The 18,529-nt window shown below is 71.1% G+C and carries 11 protein-coding genes; 6 read left to right on the top strand and 5 right to left on the bottom strand.

Translation table 11 applies throughout. The annotated features are described in order from the left end of the window. Positions 1-111 precede the first annotated feature (111 nt). Genes H0523_RS22660 through H0523_RS22650 form a run of 3 tightly spaced genes read left to right on the top strand, consistent with a single transcriptional unit; the run spans position 112 to position 7,411 of the window. Positions 112-1,281 carry an efflux RND transporter periplasmic adaptor subunit gene (locus H0523_RS22660; RefSeq protein WP_054430605.1) on the top strand — a complete coding sequence of 390 codons (1,170 nt, stop codon included), beginning with the start codon at positions 112-114 and terminating at the stop codon, positions 1,279-1,281. Beyond that, complete coding sequence (locus H0523_RS22655) at positions 1,278-4,355, top strand: multidrug efflux RND transporter permease subunit (RefSeq protein ID WP_054430606.1); 3,078 nt, start codon at positions 1,278-1,280, stop codon at positions 4,353-4,355. Before H0523_RS22660 ends, H0523_RS22655 begins: the two co-directional genes overlap by 4 nt. Continuing rightward, a complete protein-coding gene (locus tag H0523_RS22650) occupies positions 4,352-7,411 on the top strand; it encodes an efflux RND transporter permease subunit (protein WP_054430607.1) in 3,060 nt (1,019 codons plus the stop codon). The genes H0523_RS22655 and H0523_RS22650 overlap by 4 nt, the downstream gene beginning before the upstream one ends. Positions 7,412-7,441: 30 nt before the next feature. Here the strand turns inward: H0523_RS22650 and H0523_RS22645 are convergent, their stop codons facing one another. Continuing rightward, positions 7,442-8,368 carry a LysR family transcriptional regulator gene (locus H0523_RS22645; RefSeq protein WP_054430608.1) on the bottom strand — a complete coding sequence of 309 codons (927 nt, stop codon included), beginning with the start codon at positions 8,366-8,368 and terminating at the stop codon, positions 7,442-7,444. Between the two features lie 144 nt (positions 8,369-8,512). On the opposite strand from H0523_RS22645, the gene H0523_RS22640 reads away from it, so the two are divergent. Together H0523_RS22640 and H0523_RS22635 are read left to right on the top strand one after the other, a co-directional pair. Beyond that, a complete protein-coding gene (locus H0523_RS22640; protein WP_054430609.1) occupies positions 8,513-9,937 on the top strand; it encodes a M20 family metallopeptidase in 1,425 nt (474 codons plus the stop codon). 12 nt (positions 9,938-9,949) lie between these two features. After that, entirely contained in the window at positions 9,950-10,942 is a 993-nt protein-coding gene (locus H0523_RS22635) for a Bug family tripartite tricarboxylate transporter substrate binding protein (RefSeq protein WP_054430610.1), read from the top strand. Positions 10,943-10,984: 42 nt separating this feature from the next. Here the strand turns inward: H0523_RS22635 and H0523_RS22630 are convergent, their stop codons facing one another. Genes H0523_RS22630 through H0523_RS22615 form a run of 4 tightly spaced genes read right to left on the bottom strand, consistent with a single transcriptional unit; the run spans position 10,985 to position 17,841 of the window. Continuing rightward, positions 10,985-12,733 (bottom strand): ABC transporter ATP-binding protein, encoded by a 1,749-nt coding sequence (locus H0523_RS22630; RefSeq protein WP_054430611.1) that lies wholly within the window; start codon positions 12,731-12,733, stop codon positions 10,985-10,987. Then, a complete protein-coding gene (locus H0523_RS22625) occupies positions 12,730-14,547 on the bottom strand; it encodes an ABC transporter ATP-binding protein (RefSeq protein ID WP_231689932.1) in 1,818 nt (605 codons plus the stop codon). Before H0523_RS22625 ends, H0523_RS22630 begins: the two co-directional genes overlap by 4 nt. Then, a complete protein-coding gene (locus tag H0523_RS22620; protein ID WP_054430612.1) occupies positions 14,544-15,779 on the bottom strand; it encodes an MFS transporter in 1,236 nt (411 codons plus the stop codon). Before H0523_RS22620 ends, H0523_RS22625 begins: the two co-directional genes overlap by 4 nt. Before the next feature lies 1 nt (position 15,780). Next, the gene (locus H0523_RS22615; RefSeq protein WP_180180150.1) at positions 15,781-17,841 is read right to left on the bottom strand and encodes a TonB-dependent receptor; all 2,061 of its coding nucleotides are present in this window, start codon (positions 17,839-17,841) and stop codon (positions 15,781-15,783) included. A 111-nt stretch (positions 17,842-17,952) separates the two neighbouring features. Here H0523_RS22615 and H0523_RS22610 point away from each other — a divergent pair. Then, positions 17,953-18,529: hypothetical protein (locus tag H0523_RS22610; RefSeq protein WP_180180149.1), on the top strand; the 577-nt coding region annotated here is incomplete at its 3' end.

The following is an 18,529-nucleotide window of genomic DNA, read 5'->3' as shown; positions in this document are numbered from 1 at the left end:
GGCAGGCCGGCCGCGCCGCAACCTGACAGAAAACTGATTCCAAAACGCTAATAATTATTATTCAGATAGAATCCGTCCTGTCCCCAACTTTCCGTCCCCGGCAGTACCAAGATGTCCCTGCCCCCTTCCGTGGGCGCCGCCTCCTCGCGCCAGCGCCTGGTGCTGGCCGCTCTCCTGGCCGTGGCCGCGCTGGCCGCGTGGGCGCTGTGGCGCTACGCCCTGCAAGGCCCCGCGCCCGCCGCCATTCCCAATTACGGCCAGCAACCGGTTCCCGTCGGCATCGCCGCCGCGCGCAGCGGCCCGCTGCCGCGCGACCTGCACGCGCTGGGCACGGTCACGCCGCTGGCGCAGGTGGTGCTGCGCAGCCAGGTCGACGGCCAGTTGCAACGCCTGCACTACACCGAAGGCCAGGCGGTGAGCCGCGGCCAACTGCTGGCCGAGATCGACCCGCGCCCCTACCAGACCGCGCTGGCGGCGGCCGAAGGCGAACTGGCGCGCGTCGAGGCGCTGCTCGGCAATGCCGAGATCGACCTGCGCCGCTACCGGCAGCTGGCGCGCCAGGAAGCGGTGGCGGGCCAGCAGCTGGACACCGCCGAGGCCCAGGCGCGCAGCTACGCCGCGCAGCGCCAGCGCCTGGCGGCCGGCGTCGCCGACGCCCGCCGCCTGCTGGCGCAGACCCGCATCCAGGCGCCGCACGACGGCCGCATCGGCTTTCGGCGCGTGGACGCCGGCAACCACGTGCGCGCCGCCGACGCCAATGGCCTGGCCACCCTGGTGCAGACGCGCCCGATCTCGGCGCTGTTCTCGATTTCGGAGACCCATCTGGACTTGCTGCGCCAGGCCCAGGCGCAGGCCGGCGACGCCGCCCTGCAGGTGCAGGCCTGGGACGCCGACGAACGCCGCCTGATCGCGCTCGGCACGCTGCAGGCGCTGGACAACCAGATCCACGCCGCCAGCGGCACGGTCAAGCTGCGCGCCCTGTTCGAGAATGCCGATGAGGCGCTGTTCCCGAACCAGTTCGTCAATATCCGGCTGGCGCTGGCGCGGCAGGAAGACGTGCTGTCGATTCCCACGGCGGCGGTGCAGTACGGCGCCGACGGCGCCTTCGTCTTCGTCATCGATGACGACCAGCGCGCCACCCGGCGCGACCTGACGCTGGGCCGCGCCAACGCCGGCCGGGTCGAAGTCCGCTCGGGTCTGGCCGCGGCCGAGCGCGTGGTGGTCGAAGGCGTGGACCGCCTGCATGACGGCCGCGACGTGCTGATCGTGGAAACCCAATGAGCCTGTCACGTCCCTTCATCCTGCGGCCGGTCGCCACCTCGTTCCTGATGCTGGCGCTGCTGCTGTCGGGCATCCTCGCCTGGCGCATGCTGCCGGTGGCGGCGCTGCCGCAGGTCGACTACCCCATCATCCAGGTCACCACGCCCTATTCGGGCGCCAGCCCCGACGTCACCGCGCGCGCCGTGACCGCGCCGCTGGAGCGCCGCTTCGGCCAGATCCCGGGGCTCAAGCAGATGTCGTCCTCCAGCGGCAGCGGCATCTCGGTGATCACGCTGCAGTTCTCGCTCGACGTCTCGCTGGGCGTGGCCGAACAGGAGGTGCAGGCCGCCATCAGCGCCAGCGGCTCGCTGCTGCCGTCCGACCTGCCGACGCCGCCGGTGTACCGCAAGGTCAACCCGGCCGACGTGCCGATCCTGACGCTGGCCGTGACCTCGGATTCGCTGCCGCTGCCGCAGGTCTACGACCTGGTCGACACCCGAATGACGCAACGCCTGGCGCAACTGTCGGGCGTGGGCATGGTGAGCCTGGCCGGCGGCCAGCGGCCCGCGGTGCGGGTGCAGGCCAACCCGATGGCGCTGGCCGCGCGCGGGCTGCAACTGACCGACCTGCGCGAGGCCATCGCCAAGGCCAACTCCAACCAGCCCAAGGGCAGCTTCGACGGTCCGGTGCGCTCGGTCATCATGGACGCCAACGACCAGCTGCAAAGCGCGCAGGAATACCGCGACCTGATCGTGGCCTGGCGCAATGGCGCGCCGGTGCGCCTGGGCGACGTCGCCACGGTCGAGGACGGCGCCGAGGACCGTTACCTGGCCGCCTGGGTCGACCGCCAGCCGGCGGTGCTGGTGAACATCCAGCGCCAGCCCGGCGCCAACGTCATCGCGGTGGCCGACCAGGTCAAGGCTCTGCTGCCGCAGCTGACCGCCAGCCTGCCGGCGGCGGTGCAGGTGCGGGTGCTGACCGACCGCACCGAAAGCATCCGCGCCTCCGTGCGCGGCGTGCAATGGGAGCTGGCCTTCGCCGTCGGGCTGGTGGTGCTGGTGACCTTCCTGTTCCTGCGCAACCTGCCGGCCACGCTGATCCCCAGCCTGGCGGTGCCGCTGTCCCTGATCGGCACGTTCGGCGTGATGCATCTGGCGGGCTTCTCCACCAACAACCTGACGCTGATGGCGCTGACCATCGGCGCCGGCTTCGTGGTCGACGACGCCATCGTCATGCTGGAGAACATCGCCCGCTACCGCGAACAAGGCCACAGTCCGATGGCGGCCGCGCTCAAGGGCGCCGGGCAGATCGGCTTCACGCTGGTGTCGCTGACGCTGTCGCTGATCGCCGTGCTGATCCCGCTGCTGTTCATGGAAGACGTGGTCGGCCGGCTGTTCCGCGAATTCGCCATCACGCTGGCGGTGGCCATCCTGATCTCGCTGGCGGTATCGCTGACGCTGACGCCCATGATGTGCGCGCGCCTGCTGCCGCCGCACGCCGAGCGCCCGCCCGGCCTGCTCGACCGCCTGCAGGCGCGCTACGCCGGCTGGCTCGACATCACCCTGCGCCACCAGCGCCTGACGCTGCTGGCGATGCTGGCCACCGTCGCGCTGACCGGCCTGCTGTACCTGGCGGTGCCCAAGGGCTTCTTCCCGGTGCAGGACGGCGGCGTGCTGCAAGGCGTGACCCAGTCGGCGCAAAGCACCTCGTTCGAGGCCATGTCGCGGCGCCAGCAGGCGCTGGCGCAACGCCTGCTGGAAGACCCCGACGTCGCCAGCCTGTCGTCCTTCATCGGCATCGACGGCATGAACGCCACCCTCAACACCGGCCGCCTGCTGGTCAACCTCAAGCCCTGGAGCGAGCGCGGCGCGCCGCTGGCCGACATCATGGCGCGGCTGGACGCCCGCGCCCGCCAGGTGCAGGGCATCTCGCTGTACCTGCAACCGGTGCAGGAGCTGAACATCGAGGATCGCGTCAGCCGCGGCCAGTACCAGTTCACCCTGACCTCGCCCGACAGCGCGCTGCTGGCGCGCTGGAGCCACGCCCTGACCCAGCGCCTGGCCGCCGCGCCGCAACTGGCCGACGTCTCGTCGGACCTGCAGGACGGCGGCCGCCAAGCCTACCTGGAGGTCTCGCGCGACGCCGCCGCGCGGCTGGGCCTGACCATGGACGACGTGACCCAGGCGCTCTACAGCGCCTTCGGCCAGCGCCAGGTCGCCACCCTGTTCACCCAGTCGAACCAGTACCGCGTGGTGCTGGAAGTGGACCGGCGCCTGGCCGCCAGCCCCGAGGCGCTGGAGCGCATCCACCTGAAAACCGCGGACGGCCAGCCGATTCCGCTGGCGGCGCTGGCCACGGTCAGCGAGCGCGCCGTGCCGCTGGCGGTCAACCACCTGTCGCAGTTCCCCGCCGTCAATTTCTCGTTCAACCTGCCGCCGGGCGGCTCGCTGGGCGCGGCCATCGCCGCCATCGAGGCGGCGCGCCAGGACATCGCCATGCCGCCGAGCGTCGAGCTGCGCCTGCAGGGCGCGGCGTCCGCCTTCCAGGCCTCGCTGTCCAACACCCTGTGGCTGATGCTGGCGGCCGTGGTCACCATGTACCTGGTGCTGGGCATGCTGTATGAAAGCGCGATCCATCCGGTCACCATCCTCTCGACCCTGCCGTCGGCCACGGTGGGCGCGCTGCTGGCGCTGCTGCTGACCGGCCGGCCGCTGGACCTGATCGCCGTCATCGGCATCATCCTGCTGATCGGGCTGGTCAAGAAGAACGGCATCATGATGGTCGACTTCGCGCTCGAAGCCGAACGCAGCCGCGGCCTGGCGCCGCGCGAGGCGATCCGCGAAGCGGCGCTGCTGCGGCTGCGGCCGATCCTGATGACCACGCTGGCGGCGCTGTTCGGCGCCCTGCCGCTGATGCTGGCCACCGGCTCCGGCGCCGAGCTGCGCCAGCCGCTGGGCTGGGTGATGGTGGGCGGCCTGCTGGTCAGCCAGGTGCTGACGCTGTTCACCACGCCCGCCGTCTACCTGTTCTTCCACCAGCTGGGCGCGGGCCGCCGCAAGACCGCGCCCGCCGCCGCGGACCGGCCGGCGCCATGATCCGCGCGCTGCTGCACCGGCCCGTCGCCTGCATCTTCCTGGCGCTGGCCCTGACGCTGCTGGGCGCGGTGGCCTGGCGCCTGCTGCCGGTGGCGCCCCTGCCGCAGGTGGACTTTCCCACCATCGAAGTGCGGGCCAATCTGCCCGGCGCCAGCCCCGAAAGCATGGCCAGCACCGTGGCCGCGCCGCTGGAACGCGCGCTGGGCGGCATCGCCGGCGTCAGCGCCATGAGCTCCTCCAGCAACCAGGGCGCCACCCGCGTGCTGCTGCAGTTCGCGCTGGACCGCGACATCAACGCGGCCGCGCGCGACGTGCAGGCCGCCATCAACGCCGCCCGCGCCGAGCTGCCGTCCGGCATGCCCGGCAACCCCACCTACCGCAAGGTCAACCCGTCGCAGGCGCCCATCATGGCGCTGGCGCTCAGCTCGCCGACGCGGCCCGCCGGCCGGCTCTACGACCTGGGCGCCACGGTGCTGGCGCAGAAACTCTCGCAGATCGTCGGCGTCGGCGAAGTGACGCTGGGCGGTAGCTCGCTGCCGGCGGTGCGGGTGCAGGTCAACCCCAACGCGCTGGCGCACTATGGCGTGGCGCTCGACGACCTGCGCCAGTCCATCGCCAACGCCGCCCCCATGGGACCGCAGGGCCAGCTCGACTCGGCCGACCAGCGCTGGGAGGTCGGCACGCCCGGCCAGCCGCGCACGGCCGACGACTACAACGGCCTGATCGTGCGCCACCAGGACGGCGCCACCATCCGGCTGGCGCAGATCGCGCGCGTCAGCGACTCGGTCGAGAACCGCTACAGCAGCGGCTTTCACAACCACGACCCGGCGGTGGTGCTGACCATCAGCCGCCAGCCGGGCGCCAACATCATCGAGACCATCGCCGCCATCAACCAGGCCCTGCCCGGCCTGCGCGCGCTGATGCCCGCCGATGTCGACCTGACCGTGGTGCTGGACCGCTCGCCCGGCATCCACGCCACGCTGCGCGAGGCCCACGTGACGCTGGGGCTGGCGGTCGGGCTGGTGATCCTGGTGGTATGGCTGTTCCTGGGCAGCGCCCGCGCCGCCGCCATTCCCAGCGTGGCGATCCCCGTGTGCCTGATCGCCACCTTCGCCGTCATGTACCTGTGGGGCTTCTCGCTCAACAACCTGTCGCTGATGGCGCTGATCGTGGCCGCGGGCCTGGTGGTGGACGACGCCATCGTGGTGCTGGAGAACATCTCGCGCCACCTCGAGCGCGGCCTGGGTCCGCGCCAGGCGGCCCTGCGCGGCGTGCGCGAGGTCGGCTTCACGCTGGTGGCGATGACGCTGGCGCTGTCGGTGGTGTTCGTGTCGATCCTGTTCATGGGCGGGCTGGTGGAACGGCTGTTCCGCGAGTTCTCGATCACGCTGGTGGCCGCCATCCTGATCTCGCTGGTGGTGTCGGTCGCCATCATTCCCAGCCTGTGCGCGCGCTGGCTGCGCCCGCCGGCCGAGGCCAACCCGCGGCCCTCGCGGCTGCGCGCCGCATTCGCCCGCGCCCACCAGTGGTACGGCGCGTCGCTGGCGCGGGTGCTGGGCCACGCCCGCCTGACCCTGCTGCTGCTGGCCGCGGTGGTGGCGCTGAACGCCTACCTGTACGCGCAGGCGCCCAAGGGTTTCCTGCCGCAGCAGGACACCGGCCAGCTGATGGGCTTCGTGCGCGGCGACGACGGCTTCTCGTTCCAGGTGATGCAGCCCAAGATCGACGTCTACCGCCAGCTGGTGCTCAAGCATCCGGCGGTGCAGGACGTGATCGGCTACAACGGCGGCAGCCTGGGCATCAGCAATTCGCTGTTCCTGATCCGCCTGAAGCCCGTGGCCGAGCGGCGCGAATCCTCGGCCCAGGTGATCGACTGGCTGCGCGCCAACGCGCCGCCGGTGCCGGGCGGCATGTTCTTCCTGAACGTCGACCAGGACCTGCGCATGCCGGGCGGCTTCGGCAATTCCGGCGACCACGAGCTGGCCATCATGGCCAGCGACGTGCCGGCGCTGCGGCAATGGTCGCGCAAGATCTCGCGCGCGATGCGCGACATTCCCGAGCTGCGCGACGTCGACGCGGTGGGCGACGCCGCCACCCAGCAGGTGGTCATCAACATCGACCGCGCCGCCGCCCAGCGCCTGGGCGTGGACATGCGCACCATCGCCAGCGTGCTCAGCAATTCCTTCAGCCAGCGCCAGGTGGCGACGCTGTACGACCCCATGAACCAGTACCGCGTGGTGCTGGAGCTGGATCCGCGCTACACCGAGGACCCCGAGGTGCTCGAGCGCGTCCAGGTGGTGGCGGCCGACGGCAGCCGCGTGCCGCTGTCGGCCTTCGCCACCTACGAGCACGGCCTGGTCAACGACCGCGTGTTCCACGACGGCCTGTTCGCCGCCGTCGGCGTCGGCTTCTCGCTGGCCGAGGGCGTCTCGCTGCAGCAGGGCCTGGCCGCCATCGACGCCGCCATGGCGCGGCTGATGGTGCCGGCCCACATCCAGACGCGGCTGGGCGGCGACGCCCGCAGCTTCCAGCAGAGCCTGCAGGACCAGCCCTGGCTGATCCTGGGCGTGCTGGTGGCGATCTACCTGGTGCTGGGCATCCTGTACGAAAGCCCGCTGCATCCGCTGACCATCCTGTCGACCCTGCCCTCGGCCGGCGTCGGCGCGCTGCTGGCGCTGCGGCTGGCCAATATCGAATTCAGCCTGATCGCGCTGCTCGGCCTGTTCCTGCTGGTGGGGGTGGTGATGAAGAACGCCATCCTGATGATCGACTTCGCGCTCGGCCTGGAACGGCGCGAGGGCCTGACGCCGGAACAAGCCATCCACCGCGCCGCCATGCTGCGCCTGCGTCCCATCGTCATGACCAACCTGGCCGGCCTGCTGGGCGCGCTGCCGCTGGTGCTGGGCATGGGCGAAGGCTCGGAACTGCGCCGGCCGCTGGGCGTGACCATCGTCGGCGGGCTGATGATCAGCCAGTTCCTGACGCTGTACACCACGCCGATCGTGTACCTGGCGCTGGAGCGGCTGCGGCTGAAGGTGGCCGGGCGGCGCGCCTGACCCGCCCGTCCGCATCGCGCCTGCGGCGCCTCAATCCGCCGCGCGCGCCAGTTCCGGGGCGCGCGGCGCCTCGCCCAGGCGTTCGGCCAGCAGCGCCAGGAAGGCCCGCGCCAGCGGCGGCAGGTGGGCGCCGCGCAAGGTCACGACCTGGATGCTGCGCTGGCGCATTTCGGGATTGCTGAACGGCACCGCCACCAGGCCGGCGCTGTCGAGCAGGCCGATCACCGTCAGGTAGCCCGTCAACGCCACGATCTGGCTGCCCGGCAGCATCGGCAGAAAGGCCGCCGAATGGTTGGACACATAGGCCGGCTCGATGTGCACGCCGGCATTGGCGCAGGCCGTGTCGAACAGGTCGCGCACCGTCGTGCCCGGATCCCCCAGCGACAGCGGCGCCTGCGCCAGGTCGCGCACGCCGACGCTGCGGCGCGCGGCCAGCGGATGATGCCGGCACATGATGGCGTAGACCGGCGCGCGGCACAGCAGCTCGGTCTTGAGGCGCTCGTCGGGCGCCACCGTGTAGCGCAGCGCCAGCTGCGACAAGCCCTCCAGGATCAGCCGGTTGACCTCCTCCGGCCGCTCCACCAGCAGATGGAAGCGCGCCTCGGGATGCAGGCGCTTGAAATCGGCCATGCACTGCGGCAGGAAGCGGTGCGCGAAGCCCTCGGTACAAGCCAGCCGCACGGTCACGTCGCCCAGCGCGCTGCGCTGGCGGATGCCGGTGGCGATGCGCTCGGCCTCCAGCGCGGCGGCGCTGGCGTAGGCGGCCAACTGGCGCCCGGCCTCGCTCAGCGCCATGCCGCGCGCCTGGCGCTCGAACAGCGCGACGCCCAGCTCGTCCTCCAGCTTGGCGATCTGGCGGCTGACCGCCGACGCCGCCACGTGCTGCGCGGCCGCCGCGCCGGCGACCGAGCCGCAGCGCGCGACCTCCAGGAAATACCTCAAACCGAGCGAAATCACGACACTCTCCCCAGGGTCATGCCGAGCGCCTCGGAACGACCGCGCAAACCATTGCCAAAATAGCAACGATCAAATGCGAATTATCTAATTGTGGCATGTGAACAAGCGTAATAACTTTGTGCCTTCTTCGCCTCCGAGACCGCTGTGATCCGCGAACAAGCCATTCTTCACGCCACCAACGCCTACGACGACGGCACCCTGCAGGCCGAGCTGGCCCGCAGCGTGGCCTACCCGACCGAGAGCGAGGAGCCGGGCCAGGCGCCGAGCCAGCACGCCTATCTGAACGACGAACTGGCGCCGCAACTGCGGGCGCTGGGCTTCACCTGTCACGTGCATCCGAACCCGACGGGCGTGGACCTGCCGATCCTGGTGGCGCGGCGCATCGAGGACGCCTCGCTGCCGACGGTGCTGCTGTACGGCCACGGCGACGTGGTGCGCGGCAACGCGGCCAAATGGGACGCTGGCCGCGATCCCTGGCGCCTGCGGGTCGAGGGCGACCGCTGGTACGGCCGCGGCACCGCCGACAACAAGGGCCAGCACACCATCAACCTGGCGGCGCTGCGCGAAGTCCTGCGGGCGCGCGACGGCAGGCTGGGATTCAACGCCACCTGGCTGATCGAGACCGGCGAGGAAGCCGGCTCGCCGGGCCTGGCGGCGTTCTGCGAGGCGCAGCGCGAGAGCCTGGCCGCCGACGTCTTCATCGCCAGCGACGGCCCGCGCCTGGCGGCCGCCCGCCCCACCCTGTTCATGGGCTCGCGCGGCGCGGTCAATTTCGAACTGTCGCTGCGCGCCCGCGACCGCGGCTATCACTCGGGCAACTGGGGCGGCCTGCTGGCCAACCCCGCCATCATCCTGTCGCACGCCATCGCCACGCTGGTGGACGCGCGCGGCCGCATCCAGGTGCCGGGCCTGCGCCCGCCGCCCATCCCGGCCCCGGTGGCCGCCGCGCTGGCCGACCTGGAGGTCGGCGGCGGTCCCGACGATCCCGCGATCGACAGCGACTGGGGCGAACCGGGGCTGTCGCCCGCGGAACAGGTGTTCGGCTGGAACAGCCTGGACGTGCTGACCTTCGGCGCCGGCGATCCGGCCAAGCCGGTCAACGCCATTCCGCCGGCCGCCTCGGCCTGGTGTCAGCTGCGCTTCGTGGTCGGCACCGACTGGAAGGCGCTGGAACGCCACGTGCGCGCCCACCTCGATGAGGCCGGCTTCGGCGACGTGCAGGTGCGCGTCGGCATGCAGGCCGGCGCCACCCGGCTGTCTCCCGACAACCCGTGGGTGCGCTGGGCCGCCGCCTCGATCGAGCGCAGCACGGGGCTGCGGCCGGCCCTGCTGCCCAACCTGGGCGGCTCGCTGCCCAACGACATCTTCGCCGACCTGCTCGGCCTGCCCACGCTGTGGGTGCCACATTCCTACCCCGCCTGCGCCCAGCACGCGCCCAACGAGCATCTGCTGGGCAGCGTGGCGCGCGAGGGCCTGGCCATCATGGCCGGCCTGTTCTGCGACCTGGGCGACCAGGGCGCCGCGCTGCGCCTGGCCGCCCGCAACACCGTTACCATTGCCCAACCCTGACCGGACCCGACCATGATCGCCAGAATCCGCGCCGCCGCGCTGGCCTGCTTTTCGGCCCTTGCCCTGCAAGCCACCGTGGGCGCGCCCGCCGCCCATGCCGCCTACCCCGAACAGGCCATCAAGCTGGTGGTGCCGTTCACGCCCGGCGGCGCCACCGACGCCGTGGCCCGGCTGCTGGCCAACCGGCTGTCGGGCAAGCTGGGCCAGGCCGTGATCGTCGAGAACCGGCCCGGCGCCTCGACCGTCATCGGCGCCAACGCCGTGGCGCAGGCCCAGCCCGACGGCTACACGCTGATGCTGTCGGGCAGCACCACCTACACCGTGCTGCCGGCGCTCAAGCGCGACCTGCCCTACGATCCGCGCCGCAGCTTCGAGCACATCGCCATCGTGGCGCTGGCGCCGGTGGTGCTGCTGGTGCAGAACAGCCTGCCAGCCGAGACCGCGCAGCAGGCGGCCGACCTGGCCCGCCGCCAGACCGCCAGCGGCGGCCTGATGTACGGCACCTTCGGCCCGGGATCGGCGCCGCACCTGGTGGGCGAAATGTTCGCCGAGGCCGCCGGCGCCAAGATGACGCCGGTGCCCTACAAGGGCAGCGCGCAGTTCATCACCGCCCTGATCGGCGGCGAGATCGCGCTGGGCGTGGACACGGTGTCGTCGGCCGCGCCGCAGGTCAAGGCCGGCAAGGTGCGCGCGCTGGCCGTCACCGGCGAACACCGCGTGCCGCAGTTGCCGGACGTGCCGACCTTCATTGAAAGCGGCCTGCCGGGCGTGTCGATGGTGGGCTGGTACGGCCTGGTGGCGCCGGCCCGCACGCCGCAACCGGTGCTGGCCACGCTGAACCGCGCGGTGGCCGAAATCATGGCCGATCCACAGGTGCAACGCGCCGTCACGGATCTGGCGCTGGAACCGGTCTACCTGGACGGCGCGGCCTTCACGGCGCGCATGCAGCAGGAATTACAGACCTTCGGCGAAGTGGGCCGGCGCGCCGAGATCAAGCTGGATTGAGGCCGGCGGGGGCGGCGGATCGCATGCAGCCACCCCACGCCATCAGGGCGAAGGCTGCAGGCGCCATCCTCGCGCGCGCTGCTGCCTGTGCCACATCGAGGCATAGACGCCGTCCCGCGCCAGCAACTCGGCATGCGTTCCGGATTCGCACAGGCGCCCGCCATCGAGCACCAGGATCTGGTCGGCATGCTGGACCGCATTGAGGCGATGGGCGATGACCACCACGGTGCGTCCGCGCGCCAGGTCGCCGATAGCGCGCTGGATCTCGGCCTGGGCCGACGGATCCACGCTCGCGGTCGCCTCGTCCAGCAGCAGGATCGGCGCGTCCTTGAGCAGCGCCCGGGCGATGGACAGCCGCTGGCGCTCGCCGCCAGACAGCGACTCCGCATTCTCGGACAACCGCGTGTCGTAGCCTTGCGGCAAGGCCATGATGAAGTCATGCGCGTAGGCGCGGCGCGCCGCGGCCTCGATCTCGGCCTGGGTCGCGTCGGGCCTGCCGATCAGCAGGTTGTCGCGCACCGAGCCGGAAAACAGCACGACCTCCTGGAACACGATCGCCACGCGCTCGTGCAGCGCCCGCGTGCCCAGTTGCCGCACATCCACGCCCCCCAGCCGGATGCTGCCTGCCGTCACATCCCACAGCCGCGCCAGCAGGTGCGCCAGCGTGGTCTTGCCGGCCCCGCTGCGGCCGACAATCGCGGTCAGGCCATTGGCCGGAATGCGGCACGACACGCCGGCCAGGACCGGCTCGCCGCCGTCATAGGCAAAGCTCACGTCGCGCAACTCGAAATCCTGGCCTTGCGGCAGGGATGGGCATGCCGGTTCGGGCAGCGGCGGCTGCCGCAGGATATCCTCGATGCGCTGCATGGCGCGTTGCGCGAAGCGCAGCAACAAGGTGGACAGGCCGACCTCGAACAGCTGGCGGTACAGCGGCAGCGCCACTACCAGGAACAGCAACAATTGCTGCGGCCCGTAGGACGCATCGGCCAGGCGTGCCGCGCCCGCCAGCGCCACGGCCACGAACCCCGCTTCCAGCACGAAGCCGAACAACGCCAGCCAGGGCGCCGGCCGCGATTCCACCGCGGTCACCGCGGCCAGCTGCTCGTCCAGGATGCCGCGCAGCCGGCGCCAGGCCTGCCCGTGGCGACCGAAGCCGCGCCATACCGGAACACCGGCCACATACTCGGCCAGCGCAGCCTGTGCCGTCTCGTTGGCGGCGAACATCCGTTCGCCGGGCCGTCGCGCCACGCGCTGCGTCCAGGCCATCGCCAGCGCGGCCAGCGGCATCACCGCCGCCACCCATAGCGCCATCGGTCCGTCCAGCCAGGCCAGGAACAACAGCAGAAAGCACGGCATCGCCAGTCCCGTCACGAAAACGCCCAGGAAGTGCGACCAGATCGACTCGACCATGTCCAGATCCGAGGTCAGCCGGGCGGCCAAATCGCCATCGCGCTGACGCGCGAACCAACCCATCGGCAGGCGCCGCAGATGGTCCGCGAGCCGCAGCCGCGCTTCGCCCATCATGGCGTAGGCGCCGGCGAAGATCAGCGGCATGGCGCGCTGGCCGGCCGCGATGCGCAGCCAGACCAGCGCGGCCAGCCCCGCGGTCGCCGCCAGGATGAAGCCTGGCGAAGCCTGGCCCGCGAATCCGCGCCGCAGCAGAAGGTACAGCGCGCCGTAGAACGCGGCGCTCAACGCCCCTTCCGCCACCGCCCAGGCGACGCCCCGCGCCAGGCGCGCGTCGCGCCGTCCCGCCAACCTGAATCCGGCCTGCGCCAACGCTCGGATCATGCCTGTTCTCCCTGCGCGCCCAGGCGCCAGTCGAGCGCGTCCTCGTGGTCGCGCCATAGTTCACGATAGGCGGCGCAACCCGCCAGCAGGCACTCATGCGTGCCCTGCCCCACCACCCGCCCCCGCGCCATCACGACAATGTGGTCCGCCTGCATGACCGTGTGCAGCCGGTGCGCGATCATCAGCACGGTGCGGCCGCGACACAGCCGGGACAGCGCGTCCTGCACCAGGTCTTCGTTCTCGGCATCGATGCTGGAAGTGGCTTCGTCCAGCAACAGGACCGGCGCGTCCTTGAGCAGCGCCCGGGCGATCGACAGCCGCTGGCGCTCGCCGCCAGACAGCCGCGCGCCGCGTTCGCCGATGACGGTCTGGTAACCGTGCGGCAACGCCATGATGAAATCGTGGGCGCTGGCCGCGCGCGCGGCGCTTTCGAGCTGCCCGGCGCTGGCGTCGGCCCGCGCCAGCCGCAGGTTGTCGGCGATGGTGCCATGGAACAGGAACACGTCCTGGAACACCACGCTGACCTGCGCCAGCAACGCATCCAGCGGCCAGTCCCGCACGTCTCGTCCGCCCACCCGCACCTGGCCCGCGCTGGCGTCATACAGGCGCGGCAACAGCCGCGCGAGCGTGCTCTTGCCCGACCCGCTCGCCCCCACCAGCGCGGTCAGGCGACCGGCGCCGGCCCGAAACGACACGCCGTCCAGCGCCAGCCGGTCGCCATAGCGATGGCTGACGCTGTCGTATTCGATCGACAGCGCGCCCGCCGGCGCGGTGGCGCCCGGCGTCTGTGCCAGCGCCGGCTCGGCCAGCACGGCATTGATGTGGGCCAGCGCCTGCGCTCGCTGCGACTGCTCGCCCAGGGCGAACGTCAGGCGCAACAGCGGTTGCAGCACGGCGGGCGCCAGCAGCAGGAACAGGAAGAGCGTCGGGATGTCCAGCGCGCCCCGCGCGTGCAGCCAGACCCCCAGCGGCGCCACCAGCAGCAGATTCGAGGACAGCAGCCCCACGTACACCAGCCAACCCCGGGCGCTGGCGCGCGCATACTGCGCCACCCAGTCCGCGGAACCGTGGATGGCGGCCGCCAGCCGGCTGAAGGAACGCGCCTCGAGTCCGAACGACTTCACCACCTGCACGCCGCGCACATACTCGCCGACCTGGTCGGCGATCTCGCGCTGCAACGCGCTCCAGCGGCCCGCGCCGCTGGCGGCGCGGCGCATCAGCACCGCCTGGGCCGCCAGCGCCGCCGGCAAAGGCGCCACCGCCGCCAGGGCCAGGCGCCAATCGACCGCGAACAGCACGGCGAGCGCCGCCAGCGGCACCACGGCCGCCGCCACCGCGTCCGGCAGCATGTGCGCCAGGAAGCCCTCCAGTCCGTTGACATCGTCCGTCAGCACGCGCCGCAACCCGCCACGGCCACGCGCGGCAAAGAAAGACAGCGGCACCTGGCCGAGCTTGCGGGCCAGCGCCAGGCGCAGGCGGTGCTGGATGCTGAAGGCGCCGCGATGCGCCAGGACGTGGCTGGCCGCCATGGCGGCCCAGCGCAGCGCCAGCGCCGCGAGTGTCCAGCCGGCCAGCATGCGGACGGACGCCAGGTCGGGCGCCGGACCGCACCATTCCACCGCCATCCGGTAGATGAGCCAGAACGGCGCCACGCTCAGCGCCGCCGACACGATCGCCGTCGCCACCGACAGGCCCAGCAGTCCGGGCGAATGCCGCACCAGGCTGGCGAAACGATGGCCGCCCGCGTCCATCGCGGGATCGGAGGCATCGGCGTCCGGGATGGCGACGCCCTGCGGCGCCTTGGGCGCGCTCATCGGGCGGCTCCCTCGAGCCGGCGCAGGCCCAGCGCGATCAACAGCAGGGCCACCAACGCCGCCGCCCACGCCAGCCCGAACGCGTAGCGGTAGCCCAGCGCCTGGCCGAGCCCGCCGATGACGGCCGCCGCGGCGGCGTTGGACAGGCTTTCACAACATTGCATGACGGTGTAGTCCGTGCCCGGCCGGCGCGGCGAAGCCCAGTTCATGAACAGCGCCCAGACCGTCACGTACATGGCGCCTTCGGCCAGCGATTGCACCGCGAAGGCCGCGAAGATCACGCGGACATCACTGACCTGCGCCGCCTGCAGGCCCCACGCCGTGCCCAGCAGCAGCGTCGCACCCGCCAGCGACGCCAGCACGGCGCCGCGGTCGCCCAGCCAGCGAATCAGCGGAATGCCGATCACCACGCCGCCCACGGCGCTGGCCACCAGGTTACTGACCTGCAGGCCGCCCGCCTGCGCCACCGACATGCCATGATCGATGAGCCAGGGTTGCAGCAAGGTCGCCACGGCCGTGCCGGCGCACTTGAACAGGATGGCGATCAGCAGCGCCCAGCCCAGGTCGCGGTGTTCACGCAGGTCTCGCAGGCGCACTCGCCCTTCAGGGCCGGGCGCCGGGTCGCCTTCGGCGGCCGTCGCCGGCGGTTGGCGCCAGCGCCGGCCGAGCAGCAGCGGCAGGTAGAGCAGCAGCATCAGGCCGGCCAGGCCCTGCATGGCCACGGCCCAGCCCCAATGCTGATACACGACCAGCAGGCCGCCGCCGCCCGCCAGCATGCCGCCGATGAACGCCGACACCTGGATCGCGTTGGCGGCGCCCGCCGTGCGGCCGCGCATGCGGGCCACGGCATAGGCATTGGTCACGATGTCCTGCGTGGCGCAGACCAGATTCAACGCCACCGCGCCCGCCACGCACAGATAGAGCTCGGTGGACGGCGGGAAATTCGCCAGCAGCAGGCACAGCACGATGGCCAGCCATTGCGTCGCGCCGACCACATAGGCATGGCTGCGTCGCGCGCACCAGTTCTCGATCGGCCCGGCCCACAGGAATTTCAGCGCCCAGGGCAGGAACGCCAGGCCCGTCAGGCTCACGTCGGACACGCTGTGGCCGCCGTCGCGGATCAGCACGCCCAGGGCATTGAAGGCCAGGCCGCTCGGCAGGCCCTGCGCGAAATACATCAGGCCCAGGGCCACGAACTGGCTGCGCCGGTCCGAAGAACGTTGCGTCGCCATGCTAGAAATCCAGGCCCACGCGCACGCCCACCACCCGGCCCGTGCCCGCCACCACCAGGTCGTTGAGCGCGCGGGTGTAGTAGACGCGGTCCGTCAAATTCTTGCCGTAGACGCCGACCGTCCAATGGCGGTCGACGCGGTAAGTCAGTTGCGCATCCAGCAAGGTGTAGGCGTCGTTCTTGGCCGTGGCGGTGGGATAGAGATAGGACGAGCCCTGATGCCGCACCGCCAGGCCCGCCTCCCAGCCCGGCGCGAAGCGCCACGCCGCCGTCACGCCATAGCTCTGGCGCGGCGTGTTGGGAAACTGCTGGCCGGCATAGTCCACGCCGCCCTTGTGGTAATCGTCATAGACCGCCTTGACCAGGCCGACGAAGGCGCTCAGGTCCACGCTGCGCACGGGCCGCCAGGTGCCGGTCAGTTCCATGCCCACGTTGTGCGATCGGCCCGCGTTGCTGGTCAGGCTTTGGCCGCCGCTGCCGATGGTCACGACCTGCTGGTCGCGCAGCTTGGTGTAGAAGCCGACGGCGCTTACATTCCAGCTCTCGTCGAGTCCCTGCAGGCGGTAGCCCAGTTCGGCGTAGTTGCCATACTCGGGCTGGTAGGCCTGCGCGGCGGAAGCGCTGTCGGTCGCGTACTGGTTGAAGCCCGAGGCCTTGTAGCCGCGCGCCAGGGTGGCCCAGGCGAACTGCTGGACATCGGGGCGGTATTCGAGCGTCAGGCGCGGCAGCAGCACGGTGTCGTGCGTCTTGCCGCGCAGCGTTTCCACGGCGCTGTAGGGTCCGGCGCTTTGCGTGCTGCGCCAGTCCATGCGGCGCTCGTCGCGTTCGACGCGCAGCGCCCCCGCGATGCGCCAGCGCGGGTCGAAACGCCAGCCCAGTTCGCCGAAGATCGCCGCCGTCGCCCCCTTGATGCGGGCCGACGTCACACTGCTGAAGACATTGGGCATCGCGAAGGTATACGGCGAATCGCGGCGGATCTTCGAACCATACAGGCCGGCCATCCAGTCCAGGCCGGTCCCGCCGCTGGGCAGATGCGACAGGCGGGCCTCGGCGCTGTACTGCTCGACAGAGGAATTGAAGCCGCTGGATGCCCCCAGCACCGACTCGGGCATCCAGTAATCCCAATCCATCCGGCTGCCGCCCAGGTTGACGGCGAGCCGGTTGCCATTGGCCAGCTCACGGTCATACGAGCCCGTGACCAGGGTGTAGGACAGGTCATTCTGGCCCGCTTCGCTATTGCCGGAATGGTGCTTGTCCGCGAGTTGGCGCGTGGTGAAGAAGTCGTTGCCGCCCCGCGTTTTCACGCCGTGCACGCCCAACCGCCATTCACCGCCCGCATCGTCCACGTGCAGGAACTTGACGCGGCCGAAGCGGCTGCGCCAGCCGCCGGTGTCGTCACGGTCCAGGACGTCGTTCTTGACGTAGCCATCGGCGTTTTCGGCGCCGCCCGCGATACGGATGGCGGTGCGGTCGGACAGGGGGATATCCATGGCCGCCGTCTCGCGCCGGCGGTTGCCGGTGGCGTACTCGAGCTGGGCGTTGCCGCCGAACGCGAAGCCCGGATCGCGGGTGCGCACGGCCACCAGCCCGCCCATGCTGTTCTGGCCGTACAGGGTGCTTTGCGGTCCTCGCAGCACCTCGATCTGCTCGACATCGAACAACTGGCCCAACGTCATGACGGTCATGGGCACGCCGTCGATCAGCACGCTGGTGCTGACGCTGTCGGATTCATCGTCCGAGAAGCCCAACCCGCGGATGGTGAGGCTGGGCGTGTTTTGCGTGAAGCTGGTGAAGTAGACGTTGGGCGAACGCAACGCCACGTCGAACAGGCCGTCCAGGCCATCGCGTTCAACGGCAAGTCCGTCAATCACGGTGACGCTGGCGGGCGTGACTTGCTCGGCCGCGCCTTGCTTGGTGGCGGTGACCACCACCGGCGCCAGCCGGACGGCATCCGCGGCCGCTTCGCCATTGGCCGCGTTGGCCGCGGGTGGCGCCGCGCGCAGGGAAAGGGGCGCGGCCAGCGCCAGGGACAGGCCAACGGCCAGGGCAGTTCGGGTAGGCATGGACATGAAAATCGCACAGGGGTGAGAAGGAATCGGCCATACAATATCGATTCTCATTAACAATTACTGCCCGAATCGGCAGTATTCCTGCCCGGATCGGGAGCATTTGCAATGGACCTGCCGTTGATCGACCTTGCCCGGCACCTGCCCGACGACCCCAACCCGCCGCCCGAACTGTGGCCGTCGGCGCCCCAGCCCAATGCGGTGCACCAGACCGGCACCGGACTGACGGCGTTCGCCAGCCACAGCCGCTACGAGCAGCCGGTCGATTGCCTGATCTGCGATTCCGACCAGCGCCTGCTGCTGTCGATCTGGCCCAAGGGCGGCATGGACGTGGCCGTGGATGGCCGCCAGCAGCGGCTGCAGAGCCGTCAACTGCTGTGCGGCACGCTGGGCGGCGGCCCCTGGCACACGCAGATGCATGGCGACATGCCGCATGTCGGGCTGCTGGTATCCCCTGCCCTGCTGCGCCAGATCGCCGGCGAAGACGGCGATGCCCTGGCCGCCGACCTGGAACGCGGCCTTGGCCTGTGGCTGACCCCGAGCGATCCGCGGCTGCTGCAGGCGGCCCAGGAACTGGACAGCGCCTTGATGGGCGGCGCCAGTTCGCCGTTGCTGCGCGAGGCCCGCAGCCTGGAGTTCCTGATCCAGGTGCTGCGCGTGCGCGGCGCCGCCCGCGCCGAGGGCG

It is taken from the genome of Achromobacter insuavis (assembly GCF_902859645.1).
In the GTDB taxonomy this organism is placed as follows: Bacteria; Pseudomonadota; Gammaproteobacteria; order Burkholderiales; family Burkholderiaceae_B; genus Achromobacter; species Achromobacter insuavis.
The sequence above is the reverse complement of the archived record's forward strand: the minus strand, read 5'-3'. Positions and strand labels throughout refer to the sequence as shown.

Excerpts from the sequence above, each read along its gene's own strand:
- H0523_RS22660 (WP_054430605.1), top strand. The coding sequence starts at position 112 with ATGTCCCTGCCCCCTTCCGTGGGCGCCGCCTCCTCGCGCCAGCGCCTG.
- H0523_RS22655 (WP_054430606.1), top strand. The coding sequence starts at position 1,278 with ATGAGCCTGTCACGTCCCTTCATCCTGCGGCCGGTCGCCACCTCGTTC.
- H0523_RS22650 (WP_054430607.1), top strand. The coding sequence starts at position 4,352 with ATGATCCGCGCGCTGCTGCACCGGCCCGTCGCCTGCATCTTCCTGGCG.
- H0523_RS22635 (WP_054430610.1), top strand. The coding sequence starts at position 9,950 with ATGATCGCCAGAATCCGCGCCGCCGCGCTGGCCTGCTTTTCGGCCCTT.
- H0523_RS22630 (WP_054430611.1), bottom strand. The coding sequence starts at position 12,733 with ATGATCCGAGCGTTGGCGCAGGCCGGATTCAGGTTGGCGGGACGGCGC.
- H0523_RS22625 (WP_231689932.1), bottom strand. The coding sequence starts at position 14,547 with ATGAGCGCGCCCAAGGCGCCGCAGGGCGTCGCCATCCCGGACGCCGAT.
- H0523_RS22620 (WP_054430612.1), bottom strand. The coding sequence starts at position 15,779 with ATGGCGACGCAACGTTCTTCGGACCGGCGCAGCCAGTTCGTGGCCCTG.
- H0523_RS22615 (WP_180180150.1), bottom strand. The coding sequence starts at position 17,841 with ATGCCTACCCGAACTGCCCTGGCCGTTGGCCTGTCCCTGGCGCTGGCC.